The organism is Winslowiella toletana, from assembly GCF_032164335.1.
GTDB classification, from domain to species: Bacteria; Pseudomonadota; Gammaproteobacteria; order Enterobacterales; family Enterobacteriaceae; genus Erwinia; species Erwinia toletana_A.
The window spans coordinates 4,891,381-4,914,141 of the sequence record NZ_CP134152.1 but is presented as its reverse complement, the minus strand read 5'-3'; the positions used below and the strand labels follow the sequence as shown (position 1 = coordinate 4,914,141).

At 50.9% G+C, this 22,761-nt stretch carries 21 protein-coding genes; 3 read left to right on the top strand and 18 right to left on the bottom strand.

The genetic code is table 11. The annotated features are described in order from the left end of the window. The first annotated feature begins 49 nt into the window (after positions 1-49). On the top strand, positions 50-712 hold the full coding sequence (gene yieH, locus RIN69_RS22320; RefSeq protein ID WP_313854685.1) for a 6-phosphogluconate phosphatase: 663 nt from the start codon (positions 50-52) through the stop codon (positions 710-712). A 42-nt stretch (positions 713-754) separates the two neighbouring features. Here the strand turns inward: yieH and RIN69_RS22315 are convergent, their stop codons facing one another. The 6 genes from RIN69_RS22315 to pstS all read right to left on the bottom strand — a co-directional run bounded on the left by RIN69_RS22315 (position 755) and on the right by pstS (position 6,696). Then, positions 755-1,993 (bottom strand): MFS transporter, encoded by a 1,239-nt coding sequence (locus tag RIN69_RS22315; RefSeq protein WP_313854684.1) that lies wholly within the window; start codon positions 1,991-1,993, stop codon positions 755-757. A gap of 155 nt (positions 1,994-2,148) precedes the next feature. Further along, the gene (phoU, locus tag RIN69_RS22310) at positions 2,149-2,883 is read right to left on the bottom strand and encodes a phosphate signaling complex protein PhoU (RefSeq protein WP_313854683.1); all 735 of its coding nucleotides are present in this window, start codon (positions 2,881-2,883) and stop codon (positions 2,149-2,151) included. 16 nt (positions 2,884-2,899) lie between these two features. Beyond that, positions 2,900-3,673, bottom strand: a complete 774-nt coding sequence (gene pstB / locus RIN69_RS22305; RefSeq protein WP_313854682.1) for a phosphate ABC transporter ATP-binding protein PstB — start codon at positions 3,671-3,673, stop codon at positions 2,900-2,902. A gap of 44 nt (positions 3,674-3,717) precedes the next feature. After that, the gene (gene pstA, locus RIN69_RS22300; RefSeq protein WP_313854680.1) at positions 3,718-4,605 is read right to left on the bottom strand and encodes a phosphate ABC transporter permease PstA; all 888 of its coding nucleotides are present in this window, start codon (positions 4,603-4,605) and stop codon (positions 3,718-3,720) included. Then, a complete protein-coding gene (pstC, locus tag RIN69_RS22295; RefSeq protein WP_313854679.1) occupies positions 4,602-5,564 on the bottom strand; it encodes a phosphate ABC transporter permease PstC in 963 nt (320 codons plus the stop codon). Before pstC ends, pstA begins: the two co-directional genes overlap by 4 nt. Before the next feature lie 91 nt (positions 5,565-5,655). Then, positions 5,656-6,696 (bottom strand): phosphate ABC transporter substrate-binding protein PstS, encoded by a 1,041-nt coding sequence (gene pstS / locus RIN69_RS22290; RefSeq protein WP_313854678.1) that lies wholly within the window; start codon positions 6,694-6,696, stop codon positions 5,656-5,658. A 449-nt stretch (positions 6,697-7,145) separates the two neighbouring features. Here pstS and RIN69_RS22285 point away from each other — a divergent pair, with 449 nt between their 5' ends. Then, positions 7,146-8,798: a lytic polysaccharide monooxygenase gene (locus RIN69_RS22285; protein WP_313854677.1), complete on the top strand. Its 1,653-nt coding sequence runs from the start codon at positions 7,146-7,148 to the stop codon at positions 8,796-8,798. A gap of 360 nt (positions 8,799-9,158) precedes the next feature. After that, on the top strand, positions 9,159-10,697 hold the full coding sequence (locus tag RIN69_RS22280) for a lytic polysaccharide monooxygenase (protein ID WP_313854676.1): 1,539 nt from the start codon (positions 9,159-9,161) through the stop codon (positions 10,695-10,697). 75 nt (positions 10,698-10,772) lie between these two features. On the opposite strand, the gene glmS is transcribed toward RIN69_RS22280, so the two are convergent. The 12 genes from glmS to rsmG all read right to left on the bottom strand — a co-directional run bounded on the left by glmS (position 10,773) and on the right by rsmG (position 22,709). Continuing rightward, positions 10,773-12,602, bottom strand: coding sequence for a glutamine--fructose-6-phosphate transaminase (isomerizing) (gene glmS / locus RIN69_RS22275; RefSeq protein WP_313854674.1), 1,830 nt, complete (start codon positions 12,600-12,602; stop codon positions 10,773-10,775). Between the two features lie 184 nt (positions 12,603-12,786). Further along, on the bottom strand, positions 12,787-14,157 hold the full coding sequence (gene glmU / locus RIN69_RS22270) for a bifunctional UDP-N-acetylglucosamine diphosphorylase/glucosamine-1-phosphate N-acetyltransferase GlmU (protein WP_313854673.1): 1,371 nt from the start codon (positions 14,155-14,157) through the stop codon (positions 12,787-12,789). Positions 14,158-14,335: 178 nt separating this feature from the next. After that, positions 14,336-14,755 (bottom strand): F0F1 ATP synthase subunit epsilon, encoded by a 420-nt coding sequence (locus RIN69_RS22265; protein ID WP_313854671.1) that lies wholly within the window; start codon positions 14,753-14,755, stop codon positions 14,336-14,338. Positions 14,756-14,779: 24 nt separating this feature from the next. Beyond that, positions 14,780-16,162 (bottom strand): F0F1 ATP synthase subunit beta, encoded by a 1,383-nt coding sequence (gene atpD, locus RIN69_RS22260; protein WP_313854670.1) that lies wholly within the window; start codon positions 16,160-16,162, stop codon positions 14,780-14,782. 119 nt (positions 16,163-16,281) lie between these two features. After that, on the bottom strand, positions 16,282-17,148 hold the full coding sequence (atpG, locus tag RIN69_RS22255; RefSeq protein WP_313854669.1) for a F0F1 ATP synthase subunit gamma: 867 nt from the start codon (positions 17,146-17,148) through the stop codon (positions 16,282-16,284). A gap of 53 nt (positions 17,149-17,201) precedes the next feature. Beyond that, positions 17,202-18,743 carry a F0F1 ATP synthase subunit alpha gene (atpA, locus tag RIN69_RS22250; protein ID WP_313854667.1) on the bottom strand — a complete coding sequence of 514 codons (1,542 nt, stop codon included), beginning with the start codon at positions 18,741-18,743 and terminating at the stop codon, positions 17,202-17,204. Positions 18,744-18,757: 14 nt separating this feature from the next. After that, complete coding sequence (gene atpH, locus RIN69_RS22245) at positions 18,758-19,291, bottom strand: F0F1 ATP synthase subunit delta (RefSeq protein WP_313854666.1); 534 nt, start codon at positions 19,289-19,291, stop codon at positions 18,758-18,760. A 14-nt stretch (positions 19,292-19,305) separates the two neighbouring features. After that, positions 19,306-19,776 (bottom strand): F0F1 ATP synthase subunit B, encoded by a 471-nt coding sequence (atpF, locus tag RIN69_RS22240; RefSeq protein WP_313854665.1) that lies wholly within the window; start codon positions 19,774-19,776, stop codon positions 19,306-19,308. Positions 19,777-19,883: 107 nt separating this feature from the next. After that, a complete protein-coding gene (gene atpE / locus RIN69_RS22235; protein WP_003849523.1) occupies positions 19,884-20,123 on the bottom strand; it encodes a F0F1 ATP synthase subunit C in 240 nt (79 codons plus the stop codon). A 49-nt stretch (positions 20,124-20,172) separates the two neighbouring features. Further along, positions 20,173-20,991 (bottom strand): F0F1 ATP synthase subunit A, encoded by an 819-nt coding sequence (gene atpB, locus RIN69_RS22230; RefSeq protein ID WP_313854664.1) that lies wholly within the window; start codon positions 20,989-20,991, stop codon positions 20,173-20,175. Positions 20,992-20,999: 8 nt separating this feature from the next. Beyond that, a complete protein-coding gene (atpI, locus tag RIN69_RS22225) occupies positions 21,000-21,380 on the bottom strand; it encodes a F0F1 ATP synthase subunit I (protein ID WP_313854663.1) in 381 nt (126 codons plus the stop codon). A 711-nt stretch (positions 21,381-22,091) separates the two neighbouring features. After that, entirely contained in the window at positions 22,092-22,709 is a 618-nt protein-coding gene (gene rsmG, locus RIN69_RS22220) for a 16S rRNA (guanine(527)-N(7))-methyltransferase RsmG (RefSeq protein ID WP_313854662.1), read from the bottom strand. Positions 22,710-22,761: the final 52 nt, after the last annotated feature.

Genomic DNA, 22,761 nt, shown 5'->3' with positions numbered 1-22,761 from the left:
ACAGTTAGTTAAAGTGGAGTGACATCTTCTGACAAAAAGGACAGGCGCGATGAGTATTGAATGTGTATTTTTTGATTGTGACGGCACGCTGGTCGACAGTGAGCTGATCTGCACCCAATCTTACGTTAATACCTTTGCGCAGTATGGCGTAACCCTATCCCTACAGACGATGTTTGAGAAATACAAAGGGGTAAAACTGTATGACATTATCGACGATGTCTGTGCTGAACATCAGCTGAATGCGCCGGTCGATGAACTTGAGACTGCCTATCGGCAGGAGGTCGCCAGACTGTTTGATGCCGAACTCAAACCGATTACGGGCGCGCAGCAGCTGCTTAAGCAGATAACCGTTCCGATGTGTGTGGTGTCTAATGGTACGGTGAAAAAAATGCAGCATTCACTTGGCCTGACCGGAATGCTGTCGCATTTTGATGACCGGTTGTACAGCGGCTACGATATTGCGCGCTGGAAACCCGATCCTGATCTGATGTTCCACGCCGCAGATAAGATGCAGATACCGATTGAGCGTTGCATTCTGGTGGATGATTCTGAAGCGGGTGCAAAAGCGGGAATTGCGGCGGGTATTCCGGTGTTTTATTACTGTGCTGATAGCCATAATCAGCCGCTCGATCATCCGCTGGTTACGGCGTTTGATGATATGGCACAGCTGCCGGCATTATGGCAGGCGCGCGGCTGGTCGATAACCGCATAACGCTGTCAGGGAGGCGCAATCACTCCCTGACAATACAGAAAATTAACCAATCGCCCCTAACGCATCATCATTACCCTGACGCTTCGGTATCAAAAACAGCGTGGCGATAATATCCAGCAGATAGATCAGCGCTAACAGCGTAATCGCTGCAACAAATGACCACTGAGAGACCAGCAAGCCAATCACCAGCGGTCCAAAACCGCCGACGCCGCGGCCAAGATTAAATAACACATTTTGCGCCGTGGCGCGTGCCTGGACCGGATAAGTGTCGGAAATCAGCGCGCCGTAGCCGCCAATCATACCGTTAACGAACATTCCCATAATCGCACCGGTGAACAGCATAACCATCGGATCGCGCAGCTGGGCATATACCACCACCATAATCACCGCACCAAACTGGTAAATCAGGAAAATTTTCCAGCGGGCAAAGCGATCGGCCAATACGCCAAACAGCCAGATACCAAACGTCATCCCCACGACGGTAACGGCGGTCCATAAGCCGGATTTGGTCAGTGAAAAACCAAAGTTGGAAGAGAGATAGCTTGGCATCCAGATCATCAGGCCGTAATAACCGAAGTTTTGTACCGAGCAGAGAATCAGAATGCCGAGGCTGGCTTTGGTGGTTTGCGCGTCCCTGAACAGCAACTTAAGCCGCGTGATAAATGACAGCGAAGGGGTGTTATCAACCTGGCGCGTAAAGGCCTCGGGCTCGCCCATACCGCGACGAATGACAAACGACAATAACGCAGGGAGCAGGCCAACAAGAAACATGCCGCGCCAGCCAATTATATTCAGCAGCAGAGGAGTAATAAACGCCGCCAGCAATACGCCAAGCTGCCACCCCATTCCAACCCATGCCGACGCGCGGTTGCGCTTATTTGCCGGCCAGGCCTCAGCAATCAATGCCATACCAATACCAAATTCACCGCCAAGACCGACACCCGCCAACGTTCGGTAGATCAACAGATCCCAGTAACCCTGTGCTATCGCACACAGGCCGGTAAACAGCGAGAACATCAGAATCGTGAAGGTAAGCACGCGAATGCGGCCAAAACGGTCGCTGAGATGACCAAAAATAATGCCACCTATCACCGCACCGATTAAGGTCCAGGTGACCAGCGAGCCCGCCTGGGACGGGCTGAGTGCCAGAGAAAAGCTGATAGCCGGTAGCATAAAGCCAAGGATAAGCAGATCAAAACCGTCCATGGCATAGCCACTTACGGCAGCGAGCATCGCTTTGCCAGGTGTGGCGCTGCGCTTCGCCTGAGGATTTGTCGACATCTTTCACAACCAGAAAGGGAAATTATGCGGCGAGTATATCGCACGAAAGAATCTGAAACACCGGGGAAGAGCCGTTTTCGGCCGCGGTGTTTCAACAGGCAGGATGCAAATTATCAGCACGGGCGGCGAGAAGCCGCCCGGACCGGTAGGGCCAATTATGCAGGGTTACTGCCGCCGTCTTCGCCAGCCAGCAGCTGATCAAGCCGATCGCCGCCAACATGACGGAAGTCCTGACCTTTAACGAAATAGAAGATAATTTCGCAAATATTCTGGCAGCGGTCGCCAATACGCTCGATGGCGCGGGCGCAGAACAACGCCGTCAGTACGCTTGGAATCGTGCGGGGATCTTCCATCATATAGGTCATCAGCTGGCGTACGATGCCTTCGTACTCCTGATCGACCTTCTTATCTTCGCGATAGATCTGAATAGCCGCGTTCAGATCCATACGAGCGAAGGCATCCAGCACGTCATGCAGCATTTGCACGGTATGATGACCCAGTGACTCCAGGCTCACCAGCAGCGGCATATGCTGCTGGCCGAATTTCTCCAGCGCGGTGCGGCTGATTTTTTCCGCTACGTCGCCAATACGCTCCAGCTCAGAGATGGTCTTGATGATGGCCATCACCAGGCGTAAATCTATTGCGGTCGGCTGACGTTTGGCGATGATGCGCACGCAGGCTTCATCAATCTCCACTTCCATCATATTGACCTTGTGATCGCCCTCAATCACCTGTTTCGCCAGTTCGCCATCCTGGTTGTGCATCGCGGTAATGGCATCGGTGAGCTGTTTCTCAACCATGCCACCCATGATCATCACCTGAGTGCGAATATGCTCCAGCTCGGCATTGAACTGGCCGGAGATATGTTTGTTCAGATTTAAGTTATCCATGTTGTCTCCAGTCAAATCAGCCGTAACGCCCGGTAATATAGTCTTCAGTCTGTTTCTGATGCGGCTTCGTAAACAGCGTATCGGTATCACTGAATTCGATCAGCTCGCCGAGATACATAAACGCGGTGTGATCGGAGCAGCGTGCCGCCTGCTGCATATTGTGCGTTACGATCACCACGGTGTAATCCTGCTTCAGCTCAGTGATCAGCTCTTCGATACGTCCGGTTGAAATCGGGTCGAGTGCCGAGCAAGGCTCATCAAGCAGCAGCACTTCCGGACGAATGGCGATGCCACGCGCGATGCACAGACGCTGCTGCTGACCACCAGAGAGGCTGTAGCCACTCTGATGCAGTTTATCTTTGGTTTCATTCCACAGGGCCGCTTTCGTCAGCGCCCATTGTACGCGTTCATCCATGTCGGCACGCGACAGTTTTTCAAACAGGCGCACACCAAAAGCGATGTTGTCGTAAATAGACATCGGAAACGGCGTCGGCTTCTGAAACACCATGCCAACACGAGCACGCAGCAGGGCGATATCCTGATTCGCGGTCAAAATATTCTCGCCATCTAACAGGATTTCGCCTTCGGCGCGCTGCTCAGGATAGAGCGAGTACATCTTATTAAAGGTACGCAGCAGGGTGGATTTACCGCAGCCTGAGGGTCCGATAAATGCCGTTACCTGGTTTTTAGCGATATCCAGATTGATATTCTTCAGGGCATGGAATTTCCCGTAGTAGAAATTCAGATCGCGAACCTGCATTTTCCCGGGAGTGTTATTGACCATACTCATTCTCTTTCTCTCTTATTCAGCACCGCCGAAGCCGTGCTGTTCAATTAATGTTTGCTCTTAGCGAAGATGACACGTGCCAGAATGTTCAGTAACAGCACACAAAGCGTAATAATCAGCACGCCCGCCCAGGCCAGACTTTGCCACTCGGCAAACGGACTCATGGCGAACTTAAAGATGGTGACCGGCAGGTTAGCGATTGGCTGCATCATGTCGGTACTCCAGAACTGGTTCGACAATGAGGTAAACAGCAGCGGCGCGGTTTCACCGGCAATACGCGCAATCGCCAGCAGTACACCGGTAATAATGCCGGAGACTGACGCTTTCAGCGTAATAGCAGAAATCATTTTCCATTTTGGCGTACCGAGGGCATAGGCCGCTTCACGCAGGCTGTCCGGCACCAGCTTCAGCATGTTTTCGGTGGTGCGGATAACAATTGGCACCTGCAACAGCGCCAGCGCCAGCACACCAGCCCAGCCGGAGAAGTGCTGCATCTGGGCGACGACAATGGTGTAAACAAACAGACCGACCACAATCGACGGCGCTGAAAGCAGGATGTCGTTAATAAAGCGAATCACTTCGGCCAGCCACGATTTACGGCCATACTCAGCCAGATAGATACCCGCCATGATTCCTAACGGCGTACCAAACACCGTCGCCCACAGGATTAATAAGCCACTGCCGGCGAGGGCGTTAGCCAGACCGCCGCCCGGGGTGTTCGGTGGTGGCGTCATTTCAGTAAACAGCGCCAGCGACATGCCATCAATACCGCGGGTCACGGTGGAAAACAGAATCCACACCAGCCAGAACAGGCCGAAAGCCATGGTCAGCAAGGATAGCGTCAGCGCAATGCGGTTTTTCATCCGCCGCCACGCCTGCATCTTGCGACGGGAAGCGTCCAGTTCGGCGCGCGACTGCATTTCAAGAGTGGTCATGAGCGCGCTCCTTCACTTTTCGCCAAACGCATAACCATCAGTTTGGAACAGGCCAGTACGATAAAGGTAATCACAAACAGAATCAGTCCCAGCTCCATCAGTGCTGCGGTATGCAGGCCGGACTCAGCTTCAGCAAATTCGTTGGCCAGCGCCGAGGTAATACTGTTACCCGGTGCAAACAGCGATACACTGTCGAGCTGGTAGGTGTTACCGATAATAAAGGTGACCGCCATGGTTTCACCCAGCGCACGTCCAAGCCCGAGCATCACGCCGCCAATCACGCCGTTTTTGGTGAAGGGCAACACAATGCGCCAGATAACTTCCCAGGTGGTGCAGCCAATACCGTAAGCAGACTCTTTCATCATCACCGGCGTCTGCTCAAACACATCACGCATTACCGAGGCAATATACGGAATAATCATGATGGCGAGGATCACACCAGCGGCAAGAATACCGATACCAAAGGCCGGCCCTTCAAACAGTGCGCCGACGATCGGTACACCCGAGAGCACATTGCCTACTGGCGTCTGGAAATATTCAGCAAACAGCGGAGCAAAGATAAACAGGCCCCACATGCCGTAAACGATGCTGGGGATCGCCGCCAGCAACTCAATCGCCACGCCGAGCGGGCGACGCAGCCAGCCAGGAGCCAGCTCGGTGAGGAACAGTGCGATGCCAAAGCTGACAGGTACGGCAATCAACAAGGCAATAAACGAAGTGACCAGCGTGCCATAAATCGGCACCAGCGCACCAAATTTCTCGTTTGGCGCATCCCACTCTTTTGTCCACAGGAAGGCGAAACCGAATTTTTCAATGCTTGGCCATGAGGCGATAATCAATGAGACAATAATGCCGCCCAGCATCAATAACACTATCAGCGCAGCCAGTTTTACCAGCGCACTGAAGAGGATATCGCCCTGTTTGCCGGGGGCTTTGAATGTCGGCTTGGTAGCAGCCATAGAATTCTCGACGTTTTAAAATTTCAGGGGCGACAGCACTGCCGCCCGAAGTAAAGAGCGGAATAAATTTATCCGCCCCGGTTACATCTTGTTAGTACAGCGCTTTACCAGAACTGTCTTTAATGTTGGTCTTCCAGGCGGCACGAATCTGATCGGTAACTTCGGTTGGCAGTGGCGCATAATCCAGCGCGCTGGCTTCTTTTCCGCCATCTTTGTATGCCCAGTCAAAGAACTTCAGCACTTCAACTGCCTGTGCAGGCTTAGCCTGAGATTTGTGCAGCAGAATGAAGGTCGTTGAAGAGATTGGCCATGCATCATCACCTTTCTGGTTAGTCAGATCCTGAGCGAAAGTTTTGCTCCAGTCTGCGCCTTTTGCCGCATTGCTGAAACTTTCTTCGGTCGGGCTGACTGGCTTACCGTCGGCGCTAATCAGTTTGGTGTAGGCCAGGTTGTTCTGCTTGGCATAAGCGTACTCAACATAACCAATCGAGCCAGGCAGACGCTGAACAAAGGCGGCAATGCCGTCGTTACCTTTACCACCCAGACCGGTAGGCCAGTTTACGGTTGAACCCGCACCAACTTTCGATTTCCACTCTTCGTTAACTTTAGCCAGATAGCTGGTGAATACAAATGAGGTACCGGAACCATCAGCGCGGCGAACAACCGCAATATTGGTGTCAGGCAGTTTGACATCCGGGTTCAGCTTAACGATGGCGGCATCGTTCCACTTTTTAATTTTACCGAGATAGATATCACCAAGAGTTGCGCCGTCCAGCACCAGCTCGCCAGCTTTCAGACCCGGAATATTAACAGCCATAACCACGCCGCCGATCACCGTCGGAAACTGGAACAGGCCATCAGCATTTAATTTTTCGTCAGACAGCGGGGCATCAGAGGCACCAAAATCAACGGTTTTAGCAATAATCTGTTTTACACCACCCGATGAGCCGATACCTTGATAGTTGATTTTATTACCGGTTTCTTTCTGATAGGTATCTGCCCACTTGGCATACACCGGTGCCGGGAAGGTCGCACCCGCGCCAGTCAGGCTTGCTGCTGCCATGGCGGAAGCTGCACTCAGAGAAACGGTTGCTGCGACAATTCGAGCTAAGGTGCTATGCATCAGTGTCATATTCCCTCCGGGGGAGTAAAAGTCAGGCTTAACGCCGTTTTAATAAGATTATGTATAGCTGCAGGAGGGAAAATAGGACAGTTTGGTGACACTAAAATGTACGAATTATGACAGTTTTATGACAGAGAGCGCAGAAGCGAAAACAATACCTTAATCAGGCTTTGATACGATTAATTCCCGAACAGACGAGTTTAGATAATGAATATGACATTTATGTTAACCACTTTATGCTGAATAATTATTTTTAATTATCAGGAAGTAACATATACCTACCGACAGATATCACATCGCTATAATAAAAGCCATCACCACAAATCTTAAATAGCGCTTAAACCTGATTTTAAAAAAGAGAACTCTGTAACTGCCCAAGAAATTTCCCATTTATTCTGACATTGATGACATTAAGAATATCCACTCTTCTGTATAATGTTATGGATGACTTAAAAATTATGATGAGTAGAAAGAAAATATTAGCCATTTTGATTAGCGGTTCCGGGCTTTCTGTATCCTCACTGGCCTTTGGTCATGGCGCGTTGGTCGATCCACCCGCTCGCCATGTTTCATGTATTCAGCAAGGTGCACAAAACACCGGAATTTGCGCAGAGGCCAGTAAGAATAGTAATGATGGCGGACACTCTTTTTATACATGGCAAGAGTTAACCGGATTTGTTGGCGGCAACCACAGCGCTGCTGAAGCAAAAAAAGCCATTCCAGGTAACAGGATTTGTAGCGGTACAACCCGGGGCTCTGGCTTTAATATGGCCAGCGACAAATGGAAAACGGCGTTGCTTAAGCCGGATGCCACCGGAAAAGTGAAAGTGCGCTATGGCTATACCCAACCCCATGTTAAATCCTTTACCGAGTTTTATATTACCAGGAAAGGCGTAGACCCTACGAAAAAGGTTATTGGCTGGGATGATGTAGAACTGCTGGGTACCTTTACCGCCTCTGAAAACACCTCACCGACCTCAGGCAAAACACCAGCCTATACCCGATACGAAGATTTTAACCTTGAAATTCCTGCCGACCGTACCGGCCGCGCGGTAATTTTCTCCCGCTGGCAGCGTAATGATGCAGGAAATGAAGGCTTTTATGGCTGCAGCGACGTGATGATCACCGAACGTGGTGGCGATATTATCCCTCCGGCACCGGTTCCCGATCCGATTGAAGATCCGGCCCCCGCAGACTGGTTTAAATACGCTAATTTTGCCGATAAGCATACCCCGATCGTCGGCAGTTCCGTTGAGTTCCGTGTTATGGGCGGCACCCGCGGCAGCGAGCTGGTTCAGATCCGCAAAGCCATTACCGCCGACAATGTTGGCGATAAATGGATTAGCGAACTGGCGGCTGAAATCAACCGCGATTATTCTAATTTGGTGCTAATTGGCCAACAGAGCCAGTCAGGTAATATCACCTTTAATCTGCAACAGCCGCGCGGTAACGGCATCTATCTGAATAACACCGGTAACTCCGCAGTGCTGTCGGTGACAGCGCCGGCTAACACTCCTACGGCAGTCGTACCCGCCAACTTTACAGTGGTCAGCAACCCTGATTACTCTTTAGGCTTCACGATGGATGGCTCCAACAGCCTGAACGCAGAGTCTTACAGCTGGAAAGTGGTGAACGGCCAGGATGTTTTCCGGTTGCAGGAGCAGGAAGGTGGTGCATGGCTATCACAAAGCTCTAAACCGGTGGTCCGCGCACTGATTCCAGCCAAAAGCAGTGGCACGGCGATTTATGAACTGACGGTAAAATCAAAGAGCGGTGCAACTCATTCCAATCGCGTTAACATCACCGTTAAGAATCAGGACGATGGCGGCTCTGATGATTATCCTCAGTGGCAACAGGGCAAAACCTATGTCGCTGGCGATAAAGTTACCCGGAATGGGGTTAAGTATATTGCGGGTTACTGGACTCAGTCTCAGCCGGGTAACGGCGATGCCTGGAAACTGGCTGATCCTGGCCAGACTGTTGAATGGAGTGCATCAATGACCTATGTCAGCGGCAATAGCGTGACCTGGAAAGGTAAAAGCTATACCGCTAAACAGTGGACCGTTGGCAACCAGCCGGATCAATCGCCACAGATCTGGACCGTTAAATAAGTCTTATTCTTATATATGACAGAATAAACAATGCCGATCAGCGATCGGCATTTTTTTGTAAATGGAGCCAACAATACAGACAAATCAGAAAGCAGGTTAAACACTGCGTAAAAATAAGTAAGCGATTTTTTGAAAAACTCTATAATCAGACCTCTTTTTTGATTATTATTGAAAATAACCCACACAATGACAGCACGCAGATTTTATAATATAAATCATCAACTCAGAACTTAAACCACGTCTATATCATCATCGAAAACAGTCAAGTCTGTAACTCTCCGGGACTTTTCTCGTTTATTTCAATATCGACTCAATAAATAATGCCGCCATCTTTTATACCTTTTGGGTTATTCTAATATTATGTTTAGCAGAAAATTATTAGCCATCCTGGTTGGCGGTGCGGGGCTTTCAGTCACTTCTCTGGCTTTTGGCCATGGTTCATTAATCGATCCTCCTTCTCGTCAGGCAGCCTGCATACTGGAAGGCACACAGAATAGCGGCATTTGCTCTGAAGCCGATGCGAAAAGTGGGGGAGGTACTTTTGGTGACTGGCAATCCTTCAGTGACAATCTTGAAGGTAATCGCGATGCAGAAGATGCGATGGCAAATATTCCCGGCAATTTAATTTGTAGTGGCAAACATAAAGGCACCGGCTTTAATATGGCCAGTGACAAATGGAAAGTGTCATTAGTTAAGCCCGATGCCATGGGCAAAGTAAAAATGCGTTATGGTTTTACCGCACCACACGATTATTCATTTACTGAATTCTGGATTACTAAAGAAGGCTTCGACCCGACAAAAAAAGCGATTAGCTGGGGCGATCTGCAACTAATTGGTAAAATTGATAATTCCCATAATCCGTCGCCAATTGCGGCCGGTAAACTGGTTAACCTCAGAGCCTATGAGGACTTCAATGTCGTCATCCCTGAAGGTCGTACCGGTCGGGCGGTAATTTTTAGCCGCTGGCAACGTATCGGACAGCAAGGGACTTTTGAAACCGAAGGTTTCTATAACTGTAGCGACGTCAATATCACCGCGCGCGGCAGCGATATTATCCCTCCCGTACCGGTACCCGATCCGGACCCCATTGAAGATCCGGCACCCACAGACTGGTATAAATACGCCAATTTTGCCGATCATCAGACTCCAGTGATCGGCAGCACGGTGATATTCCGTGTGATTGGCGGCGCGCGTGGTATCGAGCTGGTTCAAATCCGTAAAACAATTACCGCTGACAATTTGGGTGATAAATGGATTAGCGAGCTGGCGACGGATATTAACCGCAATCACTCTAATCTGGTGCTGGTTGGTCAGCAGAGTCAGTCGGGTAATATTGTATTTAACGAGCAGCAACTGCGCGGTAACAGCATCTTCCTCAATCATAAGAGCAACTCGGCAGTACTGTCGGTAGAAGCGCCGGTGAACGCCCCGATCGCTATCGTGCCAGCCAACTTTGAGGTGGTAAGCCCATCTGGTGCTGCAGCGGCCTATATTATGGATGGCTCCAACAGTCAGAATGCTGAAAGTTACAGCTGGAAAGTTGTCGGGGGTCAGGGGACGTTCTGGTTGCAGGAGCAGGAAGGGAGTCAGTGGGTATCGACGCTGAATAAACCCGTCGTTCACGCCCTGATTCCTGAGAACACCAAAGGTACTGCGATTTATGAACTGACGGTGACATCTAAAAATGGTGTAACCCATTCAAACCGCGTAACCGTAACGGTAAAAGATAAAGAGAATCACCCGGACCCTTCAGTTAAGGAATGGGAAACCGGCATAGATTATAAAGCCGACGATACCGTGATCTACGAAGGTAAAAAATATCGCTGCCGCCAGGCCCACCCTTCAATGGCTCACTGGAGCCCGGCTGAGGTGCACTCTTTATGGCTTCCGGTTGACTGATCCTTGTTCAGTTACTGTCGCCAGCCAATAAAAAACGCCGGTCTGTGACCGGCGTTTTTTTGTCTGCTGCTTCAGTTACTCGACGGTAACCGATTTCGCCAGATTACGTGGCTGATCGACGTCAGTCCCTTTAATCAACGCGACATGATAAGACAACAGCTGCAACGGTACGGTGTAGAAGATCGGGGCAATCACATCTTCTACATGTGGCAGAGGAATAATCCTCATCCCTTCGCTGTCGCTGAAACCGGCATCCTGGTCGGCAAACACGTAGAGTAAACCACCACGCGCACGCACTTCTTCAATGTTTGACTTCAGTTTTTCCAGCAGCTCGTTATTAGGTGCCACCACGATGACCGGCATATCCGCATCGATCAATGCCAGCGGACCGTGCTTCAGTTCACCCGCCGCATAGGCTTCAGCATGAATATAGGAGATCTCTTTCAGCTTCAGCGCGCCCTCCATCGCGATCGGATACTGGTCGCCACGGCCAAGGAACAGTGCGTGATGCTTATCGGAGAAATCTTCAGCCAGCGATTCGATCAGCTTATCCTGAGACAGCATCTGCTCGATGCGGCTTGGCAATGCCTGCAAACCATGCACGATATCGTGTTCAATCTGCGCATCGACACCTTTCAGACGACCTAACTTCGCCACCAGCATCAGTAATACCGTCAGCTGAGTGGTAAAAGCCTTGGTAGAAGCGACGCCAATTTCGGTACCGGCTTTGGTCATCAATGCGAGGTCAGACTCACGCACCAGCGAAGAGCCAGCGACGTTACAGATGGCCAGTGAACCGAGGTAACCCAACTCTTTTGACAGACGCAGTGCCGCCAGCGTGTCAGCGGTTTCACCCGATTGCGACAGCGTAATCAGCAGGCTGTTTTTACGTACTGCTGATTTGCGGTAGCGGAATTCTGAGGCAATTTCCACATCACAGGGCACGTTAGCCAGCGCTTCGAACCAGTAACGTGACACCATTCCGGAGTTATACGAGGTGCCGCAGGCCACGATCTGGATGTGCTCAACCTGGCTTAACAGCGTATTGGCATTGTCACCCAGTTCGGAGAGATCAACTTCGCCATGGCTGAAACGACCGGCTAAGGTGTTTTTGATCGCCATTGGCTGTTCATAAATCTCTTTCTGCATATAGTGACGGTAGATGCCTTTATCACCGGCGTCATACTGCACTTTGGATTCAATTTCCTGACGCTGCACGGTTTCACCGTTGCGATCGACAATCGTCACATCACGGCGCGTCACTTCGGCAATATCACCTTCTTCGAGGTAGATAAAGCGACGAGTGACCGGCAGCAGTGCCAGCTGGTCAGAAGCAATAAAGTTTTCACCGACGCCACGGCCAATAACCAGTGGACTTCCGGAGCGAGCGGCAATCACCAGCGACGGATCGCGGCTGTCCATGATGACCATGCCATAAGCGCCACGCAGCTGTGGAATCACTCGCAGCACCACATCACGCAGTGTGCCACCCTGTTTTTGCTCCCAGTGCACCAGATGCGCCACCACTTCGGTGTCGGTTTCTGACGCAAAGCGGTAGCCACGCTCAATCAATAAAGCGCGCAGTGGCTCATGGTTCTCAATAATGCCGTTGTGAACAATGATGATATGTTCTGAAATATGCGGGTGCGCATTGGCCTCGGAAGGTTCACCGTGCGTTGCCCAACGGGTATGAGCGATACCCGTACCGCCCACCAGCTGCGTTTCCTCAGCGGCCTCGGCCAGCTTTTGTACTTTACCCAGGCGACGCAAACGCGTTACATGGCCATGCTGATCGACGACTGCCAGGCCCGCAGAGTCATATCCACGGTATTCCAGGCGACGCAGACCTTCGAGAAGAATTTCTGCGATATCACGTTGCGCTACTGCGCCAACAATTCCACACATAGTTAATTTCCTGACTGGATGGCGTTTCAGCGCCATCTGCGTTGTCTTGTGACCTGATTTTCCGCAGATTTACGTGCTTGCGCATCGAACCTGCGGATTCCCCGAGCCTTGTAGAGTGGGGAGTTTTATATTTTGGTACTGCGGTGTTACGGACGGTGACAGCACCGCCCCGATAAATATGACGCTATTTTTTCTTAACCGGGCGTTGCCAGCCGGCTTTATGATTCTGTTCTTTGCGGTTATAAACCAGTTCGGCGGCGGTAATGTCTTTCATTACCGTCGTACCTGCCGCGATAGTTGCGCCACTGGCCACCGTTACCGGTGCCACCAGTTGGGTATCAGAGCCAACAAATACGTTATCGCCAATCACGGTTTTAAACTTATTCGCACCGTCGTAGTTACAGGTAATAGTTCCGGCACCGATATTAACGCCGGCACCAATATCAGCGTCGCCAAGATAGCTCAGATGGCCGGCTTTTGAGCCTTTGCCCAGCCGCGCTTTTTTCATCTCAACGAAATTACCGACGTGAGCACCTTCTGCCAGTTCACTACCCGGACGCAAACGGGCAAATGGCCCGATGGTGCAGGCAGCAGCCAGTTCGGCATCTTCCACAACGCTGTAGGGACTGATTTCACAATCATCACCAATCACGCTGTTTTTAATGATGCAGCCCGCACCGATTTTGACGCGATTACCCAGCTGCACCTGACCTTCAATGATCACATTGGTATCAACGATCACATCACGACCGTGTTGCAGATTACCGCGTAAATCAAAGCGCGCCGGATCCAGCAACATAACGCCGGCCAGCAGCAATTTTTCTGCCTGTTCGGCCTGATACACCCGCTCAAGAGTAGAGAGCTGCAGACGATTATTCACGCCTTCGGTTTCGCTGATACGCGCCGGATGTACCGCTTCAATCTTACGGCCTTCCTGATGGGCGAGGGCGATAATATCGGTGATGTAGTACTCACCCTGCGCATTGTTGTTAGTCAGCTTGCCTAACCAGCGTTTCATATCACCACCGTTGGCAATCAGAATGCCGGTGTTGATTTCGTTGATCGCCAGCTGCTCAGCGGTGGCATCCTTCTGCTCGACAATCCCCACTACCGCGCCATTGGTACGCATAATGCGACCATAGCCGGTTGGGTTATCCAGTTTTACCGTCAGTAAACCAATGCCGCCCTGCGGTTTGGCACTGCGCAAACGCTCCAGCGTTTCAACCGAGATTAGTGGTACATCGCCATACAGCATCAGAATATCTTCATCATCAGCAAAGTGCGGCGCTGCCTGCTGCATCGCATGGCCGGTGCCCAGCTGTTCAGCCTGAAGTACCCAGGTCAGTGCATCATCTGACAGCGTGGATTTAAGCAGATCGCCACCATGGCCATAAACCAGGTTTACGTTGCGTGCGCCAAGATGTTTTGCAGCATCAATGACGTGTTGAACCATCGGTTTCCCTGCCAGCGTATGCAGGACTTTAGGAAGATCTGAATACATGCGTGTTCCCTTGCCAGCAGCAAGAATAACCACGCTCATCGCACTGTTTGACATACACATCCTGAGCATTCTTTTGATAGACGAAAGTAAAGCGGTTTAGGGATTAGATTACTACATTTTTCTCGCAACGAAATTAGCTGGCTAACTGAAAGTAACCCGCTAAGTCGCCGGAAGCAGATAAAAAAAATGCCAGTCAGAAAACTGACTGGCATCTTAAGACATAAAGCCTGGGTTACATCGCTTTCTTGGTCAATTCGATAACGCGCAGTTTGGCGATCGCTTTGGCCAGTTCAGCCGATGCCTGAGCGTAGTCGACATCGCCGTGAGAGCTGTTCATATGCTCTTCCGCTTTGCGTTTCGCTTCCAGCGCTCGCGCTTCGTCGAGATCTGTTCCGCGAATCGCCGTGTCAGCCAGCACGGTAGTCGAGCCTGGCTGCACTTCCAGTACGCCGCCGGAGAGGTAAATCACCTCTTCTTCGCCGTTCTGTTTAACGATACGAATCATACCAGGCTTAATGGCGGTGAGCAGCGGGGCGTGTCCCGGGAAAATACCCAGTTCACCTTCGCTACCTGACACCTGGATTTTTTGTACCAGACCAGAGAACATTTTTTCCTCTGCGCTGACCACATCCAGATGATAAGTCATAGCCATATCTAACCTCCTGGGAAACTGTTATTACAGTTTCTTCGCTTTTTCCACGGCTTCTTCGATGGAACCCACCATGTAGAAAGCCTGCTCTGGCAGATGGTCGAATTCACCTTCCATGATGCCTTTAAAGCCACGGATGGTGTCTTTCAGCGACACATACTTACCTGGAGAACCGGTGAAGACTTCTGCCACGAAGAACGGCTGGGACAGGAAGCGCTGCATCTTACGAGAGCGTGCTACCACCAGTTTGTCGTCTTCTGACAGCTCATCCATACCGAGGATGGCGATGATGTCTTTCAGTTCCTGATAACGCTGCAGCAGGGACTGTACGCCACGTGCGGTGTCGTAGTGTTCCTGACCAACAACCAGCGGATCCAGCTGACGGCTGGTGGAGTCCAGCGGGTCAACTGCCGGGTAGATACCCAGAGAAGCGATCTGACGGCTCAGTACCACGGTTGCGTCAAGGTGCGCAAAGGTGGTGGCTGGAGATGGGTCAGTCAAGTCATCCGCAGGAACGTAAACCGCCTGAACGGAAGTGATGGAACCGGTCTTCGTGGAGGTAATACGCTCCTGAAGCACGCCCATCTCTTCTGCCAGAGTCGGCTGGTAACCTACTGCAGATGGCATACGACCCAGCAGTGCAGATACTTCTGTACCGGCCAGGGTGTAACGATAGATGTTGTCGACGAACAGCAGAACGTCACGACCTTCGTCACGGAATTTCTCAGCCATGGTCAGGCCGGTCAGTGCAACGCGCAGACGGTTACCCGGCGGCTCGTTCATCTGGCCATACACCAGGGAAACTTTATCGATAACGTTGGAATCGGTCATTTCGTGGTAGAAGTCGTTACCTTCACGGGTACGCTCGCCCACACCAGCAAATACCGAGAAACCTGAGTGCTCGATCGCGATGTTACGGATCAGCTCCATCATGTTTACGGTTTTACCAACACCCGCACCACCGAACAGACCGACTTTACCGCCCTTAGCGAACGGACACATCAGGTCGATTACTTTGATACCGGTTTCCAGCAGTTCCTGAGAGCTGGACAGCTCTTCATAGGAAGGAGCCGGACGGTGAATAGCCCAACGCTCTTCTTCACCGATGTCGCCTTTCATATCGATCGGCTCACCCAGCACGTTCATGATACGGCCGAGTGTTGCAGTACCTACTGGTACTTCGATTGGGTGCTCAAGGTCAACCGTTGCCAGACCGCGCTTCAGGCCGTCTGAGGAACCCATGGCGATGGTACGAACCACGCCACCACCCAGCTGCTGCTGAACTTCCAGCACCAGACGAGCATCACCATTTTGAACCTCAAGGGCGCTGTACACTTGTGGTACTGCGTCCTGAGGGAACTCGACGTCCACCACGGCGCCGATAACCTGGACAATCTTTCCAGTAGCCATCTTGAATCCTCTACCTAATTCGTTTATACCCAGCTTCACTTAAGTGACAGCGGCGTAACTCGCTGACTTTCATCAATTTTATAGCTCTGCTGCCACTTCAGCTACTTGGGTATACCTGGTTAAACCGCGGAGGCCCCCGAGACAATCTCGGTAAGTTCCTGGGTGATGCTGGCCTGACGAGCTTTGTTGTATACCAACTGCAGCTCTTTGATCAGGTTACCGCCGTTATCGGTTGCAGCTTTCATCGCCACCATACGCGCGGCCTGCTCGCTGGCCAGGTTTTCTACAACACCCTGGTAAACCTGAGACTCTACATAGCGACGCAGTAAAGTATCCAGCAGCCCTTTCGGATCCGGCTCATACAGGTAATCCCAGGTCTTTTTCTTCAGATCTTCTTCGTCTTCTGCCGGTGGTAATGGCAGCAGCTGAGTGATCTGAGGAGACTGAGACATGGTGTTGACAAATTTGTTGCTGACGATAAACAGCTTATCTAAGCGGCCTTCATCGTAAGCCTGCAGCATGACTTTTACCGGGCCAATCAGTTCAGATACGGAAGGTTTATCTCCCATACCGCTGACCTGAGCAACCACTTTAGTCCCTACAGAGCTGAAGAATGACAGACCTTTGGAACCGATAATCGCCAGATCGCTCTCGACGCCTTTATCAGACCAGGCTTTCATATCAGCCAGCAATTTTTTGAACAGGTTAATGTTCAAACCACCACAAAGCCCGCGGTCGGTAGAAACGACCAGGTAGCCGACGCGCTTAACGTCGCGCTCCTCGAGGTAAGGGTGCTTGTACTCCAGATTACCAAGCGCAATGTGACCAATCACTGTGCGCATAGTCTCTGCATAAGGACGGCTGGCTGCCATGCGTTCCTGCGATTTACGCATTTTGGAGGCGGCGACCATTTCCATCGCTTTGGTGATCTTTTGCGTATTCTGGACGCTTCCGATCTTACTACGTATCTCTTTTGCGCCGGCCATAAGCTTCTCCTCAAAGCCTTGCGGCCTGCCCTAAAAGGACAAGCCGCCAGACGTTACCAGGACTGGGTTGCTTTGAACGTTTCGAGGAGGCCTTTCAGCTTCTCTTCGATTTCGTTGTTATAGTTACCCGACTGGTTGATTTCAGCCATCAGCTCGACGTGATCGCGATCCGCGTAAGCCAGCAGCGCTGCTTCGAAGCTACCGATTTTCGCCAGTTCGACGTCATTCAGGAAGCCACGCTCAGCAGCGAACAGTACCAGACCCTGCTGTGCAACAGACATTGGTGCATACTGTTTCTGCTTCAGCAGCTCGGTCACTTTCTGACCATGGCTCAGCTGTTTACGGGTTGCTTCATCCAGATCGGAAGCGAACTGAGAGAACGCCGCCAGTTCACGATACTGTGCCAGAGCGGTACGGATACCACCGGACAGTTTCTTGATGATCTTGGTCTGAGCAGCACCACCAACACGCGATACCGAGATACCCGGGTTAACTGCCGGACGAATACCGGAGTTAAACAGGTTAGTTTCCAGGAAGATCTGACCATCGGTAATCGAGATTACGTTGGTTGGAACGAACGCAGAAACGTCACCCGCCTGGGTTTCAATGATTGGCAGAGCAGTCAGAGAACCGGTTTTACCTTTCACTTCACCTTTGGTGAATGCTTCAACGTACTCAGCGTTAACGCGTGATGCACGCTCCAGCAGACGGGAGTGGAGGTAGAACACGTCACCAGGGAATGCTTCACGACCCGGTGGACGACGCAGCAGCAGGGAAACCTGACGGTAAGCAACAGCCTGTTTAGACAGGTCATCGTATACGATCAGCGCATCTTCACCGCGGTCACGGAAATATTCGCCCATTGCACAACCGGCATACGGTGCCAGGTACTGCAGTGCAGCAGATTCTGATGCGGTAGCAACCACAACGATGGTGTTAGCCAGCGCGTTGTGTTCTTCCAGCTTACGAACCACGTTAGAAATGGTGGACGCTTTCTGGCCGATAGCCACGTACACGCATTTAATACCGGAATCACGCTGGTTGATGATCGCATCGATCGCCATCGCGGTTTTACCGGTCTGACGGTCACCGATGATCAGCTCACGCTGGCCACGGCCGATTGGAATCATTGCATCGACGGATTTGTAACCAGTCTGTACAGGCTGGTCAACACCCTGGCGCTCGATAACGCCTGGTGCAATCACTTCGATTGGCGAGAAGCCGTCGTTATCAATGGCGCCTTTGCCATCGATTGGTGCACCCAGGGTGTTCACCACGCGGCCCAGCAGGCCACGACCGACAGGAACTTCCAGAATACGGCCAGTACACTTAACTTTCATGCCTTCGGCGAGGTCAGAGTATGGGCCCATAACTACTGCACCTACCGAGTCGCGCTCGAGGTTCAGTGCGATAGCGTAACGGTTACCCGGCAGGGCAATCATCTCACCCTGCATCACATCGGCCAGGCCGTGTACGCGGATGATACCGTCACTTACAGAAACAATAGTACCTTCGTTGTGAGCTTCACTCACGACATTGAACTGAGCAATGCGCTGCTTGATCAGTTCGCTGATTTCGGTGGAATTCAGTTGCATATGCTCCAGTCCCCTTAAGACTGCAAGACGTCTGCCAGACGCTCAAGACGGCCGCGTACGCTGCCATCAATCACCATATCACCCGAGCGGATGATAACGCCTGCCATTACAGACTTATCAATTTTGCATTTCAGCTTAACTTTGCGTGACAGACGTTTTTCCATCGCGGTGCTGATTTTACTCAGCTGTTCGTCACTCAGAGTGCTGGCGGAGATGACTTCAACTTCAGCGGTCGCATCATATGCGGCACGCAGTTGAATATACTGAGCCAGAACATCCGGGAGCGCTTGTAAACGTCCGTTTTCTGCCATCACCTTAATCAGGTTCTGGCCTGCGTCATCGAGTTGATCACCACAGATTGCATTGAAAGATGCAGACGTAGCTTCCGGCGCCAATGCGCCGGAGAGAAGTTCTGTCATCTGTTCATTGCTTGCCACTTCAGCGGCAAACGCCAGCATCTGCTGCCAGCGATCGACACTTTGATGCTCAACAGCAAAGTCAAAAGCTGCTTTGGCGTAGGGGCGAGCTACAGTTACAAATTCAGACATCAGCCCCTCCCTCCTTACAGTTCAGCGACCAGTTTATCTACGATGTCGCTGTTAGCAGCTTCATCCACGGAACGTTCAATGATCTTCTCGGCGCCGGCAACAGCCAGCATCGCGACTTGCTTACGCAACTCTTCACGTGCACGTTTACGCTCAGCATCAATTTCTGCCTGCGCTTGGTTCACGATCTTGCTACGTTCCTGCTCAGCCTCAGCTTTAGCTTCGTCCAGGATCTGTGAACGGCGCTTATTAGCCTGTTCAATGATTACCTGAGCTTCTTCTTTCGCTTTTTTCAGCTGGTCGGTCGCATTAGCCTGCGCGAGATCCAAATCTTTTTTGGCACGTTCAGCGGAAGCAAGGCCTTCAGCAATTTCTTTCTGGCGCTTTTCGATGGCAGCCATAATCGGCGGCCATACGTACTTCATGCAGAACAGGACAAACAGGACGAACGCGATAGCCTGGCCGAGGATTGTTGCGTTAAGGTTCACAGCACAATGCCTCTTGTTAAGTTAACTTTATCTGCCGTCATCATAGACAACCTGCAGAATCCGTTCATCGCTCAACATTTACCGTGTTGCCGATGAACAATCTGTTACTACGCGACAGCAAACATCACGTACAGACCCAGACCAACAGCGATCATCGGGATTGCATCCACCAGACCCATGACAACAAAGAACTGCGTACGCAGCAGAGGAATCAGATCCGGTTGACGCGCAGCGCCTTCCAGGAATTTACCTCCGAGGATGCCGATACCGATCGCAGCACCGATTGCCGCCAGGCCCATCATCACAGCGGCAGCCATGTACAGCAGATCCATATTCAGGTTTTCCATGACAGTCTCCAGTTTGTTTCAGTTATAACGCAGTAGTGTTGAGAAAAAATCAATGTTCTTCAGATGCCATCGACAGATAGACAATCGTTAAGACCATGAAAATGAAAGCCTGCAGCGAAATGATCAGGATGTGGAAAATGGCCCAAGGCACACTCAGAACCCACTGTGACCACCACGGCAGCAGACCGGCAATCAGGATAAAAATCAATTCACCCGCATACATGTTGCCGAACAGTCGCAGACCAAGAGAAACCGGTTTGGACAGCAGGCTCACACCTTCAAGAATCAGGTTGATAGGGATGAAGATCGGGTGATTAAAGGGTTGCAGGGTCAGCTCTTTTGTAAAGCCGCCGATGCCTTTCATCTTGATGCTGTAGAACAGAATCAAAATAAATACGCCCAGTGCCATCGACAGGGTGACGTTAACGTCAGCTGTAGGGACAACGCGCAGTGCTGGCAGACCGAACACATGCTCACCGATATACGGCAGCAGGTCGATAGGCAGCAGATCCATGAAGTTCATCAGGAACACCCAGACGAAAATCGTCAGGGCCAGCGGAGCGATAAGCTTGCTTTTACCGTGGTACATGTCGCGAACGTTACCGTCGACAAAACCTACCACCAGTTCAATAGCCGTCTGGAATTTCCCCGGAACGCCGCTGGTGGCTGCTTTCGCCACTTTACGGAACAGTACCAGGAACAGCAGGCCCAGCACCACGGAGAAAAACATGGAATCGATATTTAATACCCAGAAAGACGCGGGCGCGTCGTGCGGGTTCACTAACTCGAAAGTACGCAGGTCCAGCTGAAGGTTATTCAGGTGGTGACCTATGTAATCTTGCGGAGTAGAGATTTCTCCTGCAGCCATGATGCCTCTTACCCTTTGTTGTTAATTACAGCCGGTGCCAGTATCTGCACAACCAGCACCGATAACCACGTCAGCCCGAGCGGCATAAATACCGCGCCGAACACACCCAGCGCCACGATAATGAGAATAATCGTGGCAAACACCTTCAACACTTCGCCGATGACGAAGCTCCAGGCAACACGGCCTTTCGCGGGTGATTGCGCCTGAAGGCGCCAGGCTAAAATCATAAAAAACACGTTAGGCAGCCAGGCTGCCAGTCCACCGGCGATAGCAGATGCGCCCCACGTGATATCTTTCAGAGTAAACAGCAATCCGATTACGACAAAAGTCACCAGCTGAATAAGCAGCACGGTTCGGGCAAATTTCACACTGTAAAGAGACACTGACATGACGCTTAACTCTCCTGCCCCGTTCGGGGTATGTCCCGTGCCGTATAAAACTGCCTTTACTCATTTGAGTCAAGCAGCAAAAAACGAGCAAATTATACGGGGCGCACCTGCGATTTCAATCGATAAGTAGAGAAAAGGTGAACAATTATTTAAATTTCTTTCTGAGGGGCTATTTTTCAAAAGCGCAAAGAACGGTAAACCGAAGTAAATTTACCGTAATAAGCGCGATAGCTTGCTCATAAAGCGTGCTTCAGATCACAAATCAGTAATGTAATGGCGAAATATCATACTGAACCTTTACTGATTTCGTGGAAAAATGAAAAATAAAACCATTAAAAAACATACACATACTAAAAATTAATGTGAAAATGACAATTAACATCAATTAAAAGCCTATATTGACATCGTCAGCAAACTTTTAATGGCAATAATTACATTACTCACGCCAACTTATAATGAAGATATATTTTCATCCGTGACTATTGAATCACTTTAACAACCCGGTAAAAGTGATAAGCATGATAATGGAATGTGACATTAACGTTAAATGTTACTAATCATGTCCGATAATTTCCGCCTGACGATTTAACCTGAACAAAACATCATCATTGACAAAAACGTGCTGCCTAAAACGCATAACCGGCGATTTCTTGTACAGCATGCGCATTATGTGCAACAAGGCACAATGCAATGTCCTGACTATGAAAAGGGTTAATTTGCCTTGATAATCACCAGGTGACGCTCACCTTCCAGCTGCGGAACGCTGAGACGAATGGTCTCTTTCACGCTAAAACCGTCTGGCAGGGCCGCAATTTCATCGGCCGGCAGCACGCCTTTCAGCGCATAAAATGCGCCGTTTTTGCCCGGCAGATGATGACACCAGCTCAACATATCATTGAGTGAAGCAAATGCGCGGCTGATCACGCCATCAAAAGGCGGCTCGGAAGGGAACTCTTCCACCCGACTCTGTACCGGCTCAATGTTCTCCAGCTTCAGTTCATGCTGTACCTGACGAAGGAAACGTACACGCTTACCCAGACTATCCAGCAGGGTAAAATGAGCGTCAGGACGCACGATAGCCAGCGGCACGCCAGGCAGCCCAGGCCCGGTTCCGACATCAATAAACCGACTACCCTGCAAATGCGGCTCAACCACGATGCTGTCGAGAATATGGCGCACCAGCATCTGTTCAGGCTCACGCACTGAAGTCAGGTTATAGGCTTTGTTCCACTTGTGCAGCATTTCAACGTAGCCCACCAGCTGTTGCTTTTGCTGATCGGACAGAGAAATGTTGGCGGCTTTAAGCAGGGAAGAGAGTTGGTTAATCACAGCAGGTTCCGTAAATTTTGTGGTCTGTAACGGGTGGTGCAGGGGGAGCCGC

What these genes read in the sequence shown, in the direction of transcription:
- yieH (WP_313854685.1), top strand. Translation starts at nt 50, where the DNA reads ATGAGTATTGAATGTGTATTTTTTGATTGTGACGGCACGCTGGTCGAC.
- RIN69_RS22315 (WP_313854684.1), bottom strand. Translation starts at nt 1,993, where the DNA reads ATGTCGACAAATCCTCAGGCGAAGCGCAGCGCCACACCTGGCAAAGCG.
- phoU (WP_313854683.1), bottom strand. Translation starts at nt 2,883, where the DNA reads ATGGATAACTTAAATCTGAACAAACATATCTCCGGCCAGTTCAATGCC.
- pstB (WP_313854682.1), bottom strand. Translation starts at nt 3,673, where the DNA reads ATGAGTATGGTCAATAACACTCCCGGGAAAATGCAGGTTCGCGATCTG.
- pstA (WP_313854680.1), bottom strand. Translation starts at nt 4,605, where the DNA reads ATGACCACTCTTGAAATGCAGTCGCGCGCCGAACTGGACGCTTCCCGT.
- pstC (WP_313854679.1), bottom strand. Translation starts at nt 5,564, where the DNA reads ATGGCTGCTACCAAGCCGACATTCAAAGCCCCCGGCAAACAGGGCGAT.
- pstS (WP_313854678.1), bottom strand. Translation starts at nt 6,696, where the DNA reads ATGACACTGATGCATAGCACCTTAGCTCGAATTGTCGCAGCAACCGTT.
- RIN69_RS22285 (WP_313854677.1), top strand. Translation starts at nt 7,146, where the DNA reads ATGATGAGTAGAAAGAAAATATTAGCCATTTTGATTAGCGGTTCCGGG.
- RIN69_RS22280 (WP_313854676.1), top strand. Translation starts at nt 9,159, where the DNA reads ATGTTTAGCAGAAAATTATTAGCCATCCTGGTTGGCGGTGCGGGGCTT.
- glmS (WP_313854674.1), bottom strand. Translation starts at nt 12,602, where the DNA reads ATGTGTGGAATTGTTGGCGCAGTAGCGCAACGTGATATCGCAGAAATT.
- glmU (WP_313854673.1), bottom strand. Translation starts at nt 14,157, where the DNA reads ATGTCAAACAGTGCGATGAGCGTGGTTATTCTTGCTGCTGGCAAGGGA.
- RIN69_RS22265 (WP_313854671.1), bottom strand. Translation starts at nt 14,755, where the DNA reads ATGGCTATGACTTATCATCTGGATGTGGTCAGCGCAGAGGAAAAAATG.
- atpD (WP_313854670.1), bottom strand. Translation starts at nt 16,162, where the DNA reads ATGGCTACTGGAAAGATTGTCCAGGTTATCGGCGCCGTGGTGGACGTC.
- atpG (WP_313854669.1), bottom strand. Translation starts at nt 17,148, where the DNA reads ATGGCCGGCGCAAAAGAGATACGTAGTAAGATCGGAAGCGTCCAGAAT.
- atpA (WP_313854667.1), bottom strand. Translation starts at nt 18,743, where the DNA reads ATGCAACTGAATTCCACCGAAATCAGCGAACTGATCAAGCAGCGCATT.
- atpH (WP_313854666.1), bottom strand. Translation starts at nt 19,291, where the DNA reads ATGTCTGAATTTGTAACTGTAGCTCGCCCCTACGCCAAAGCAGCTTTT.
- atpE (WP_003849523.1), bottom strand. Translation starts at nt 20,123, where the DNA reads ATGGAAAACCTGAATATGGATCTGCTGTACATGGCTGCCGCTGTGATG.
- atpB (WP_313854664.1), bottom strand. Translation starts at nt 20,991, where the DNA reads ATGGCTGCAGGAGAAATCTCTACTCCGCAAGATTACATAGGTCACCAC.
- atpI (WP_313854663.1), bottom strand. Translation starts at nt 21,380, where the DNA reads ATGTCAGTGTCTCTTTACAGTGTGAAATTTGCCCGAACCGTGCTGCTT.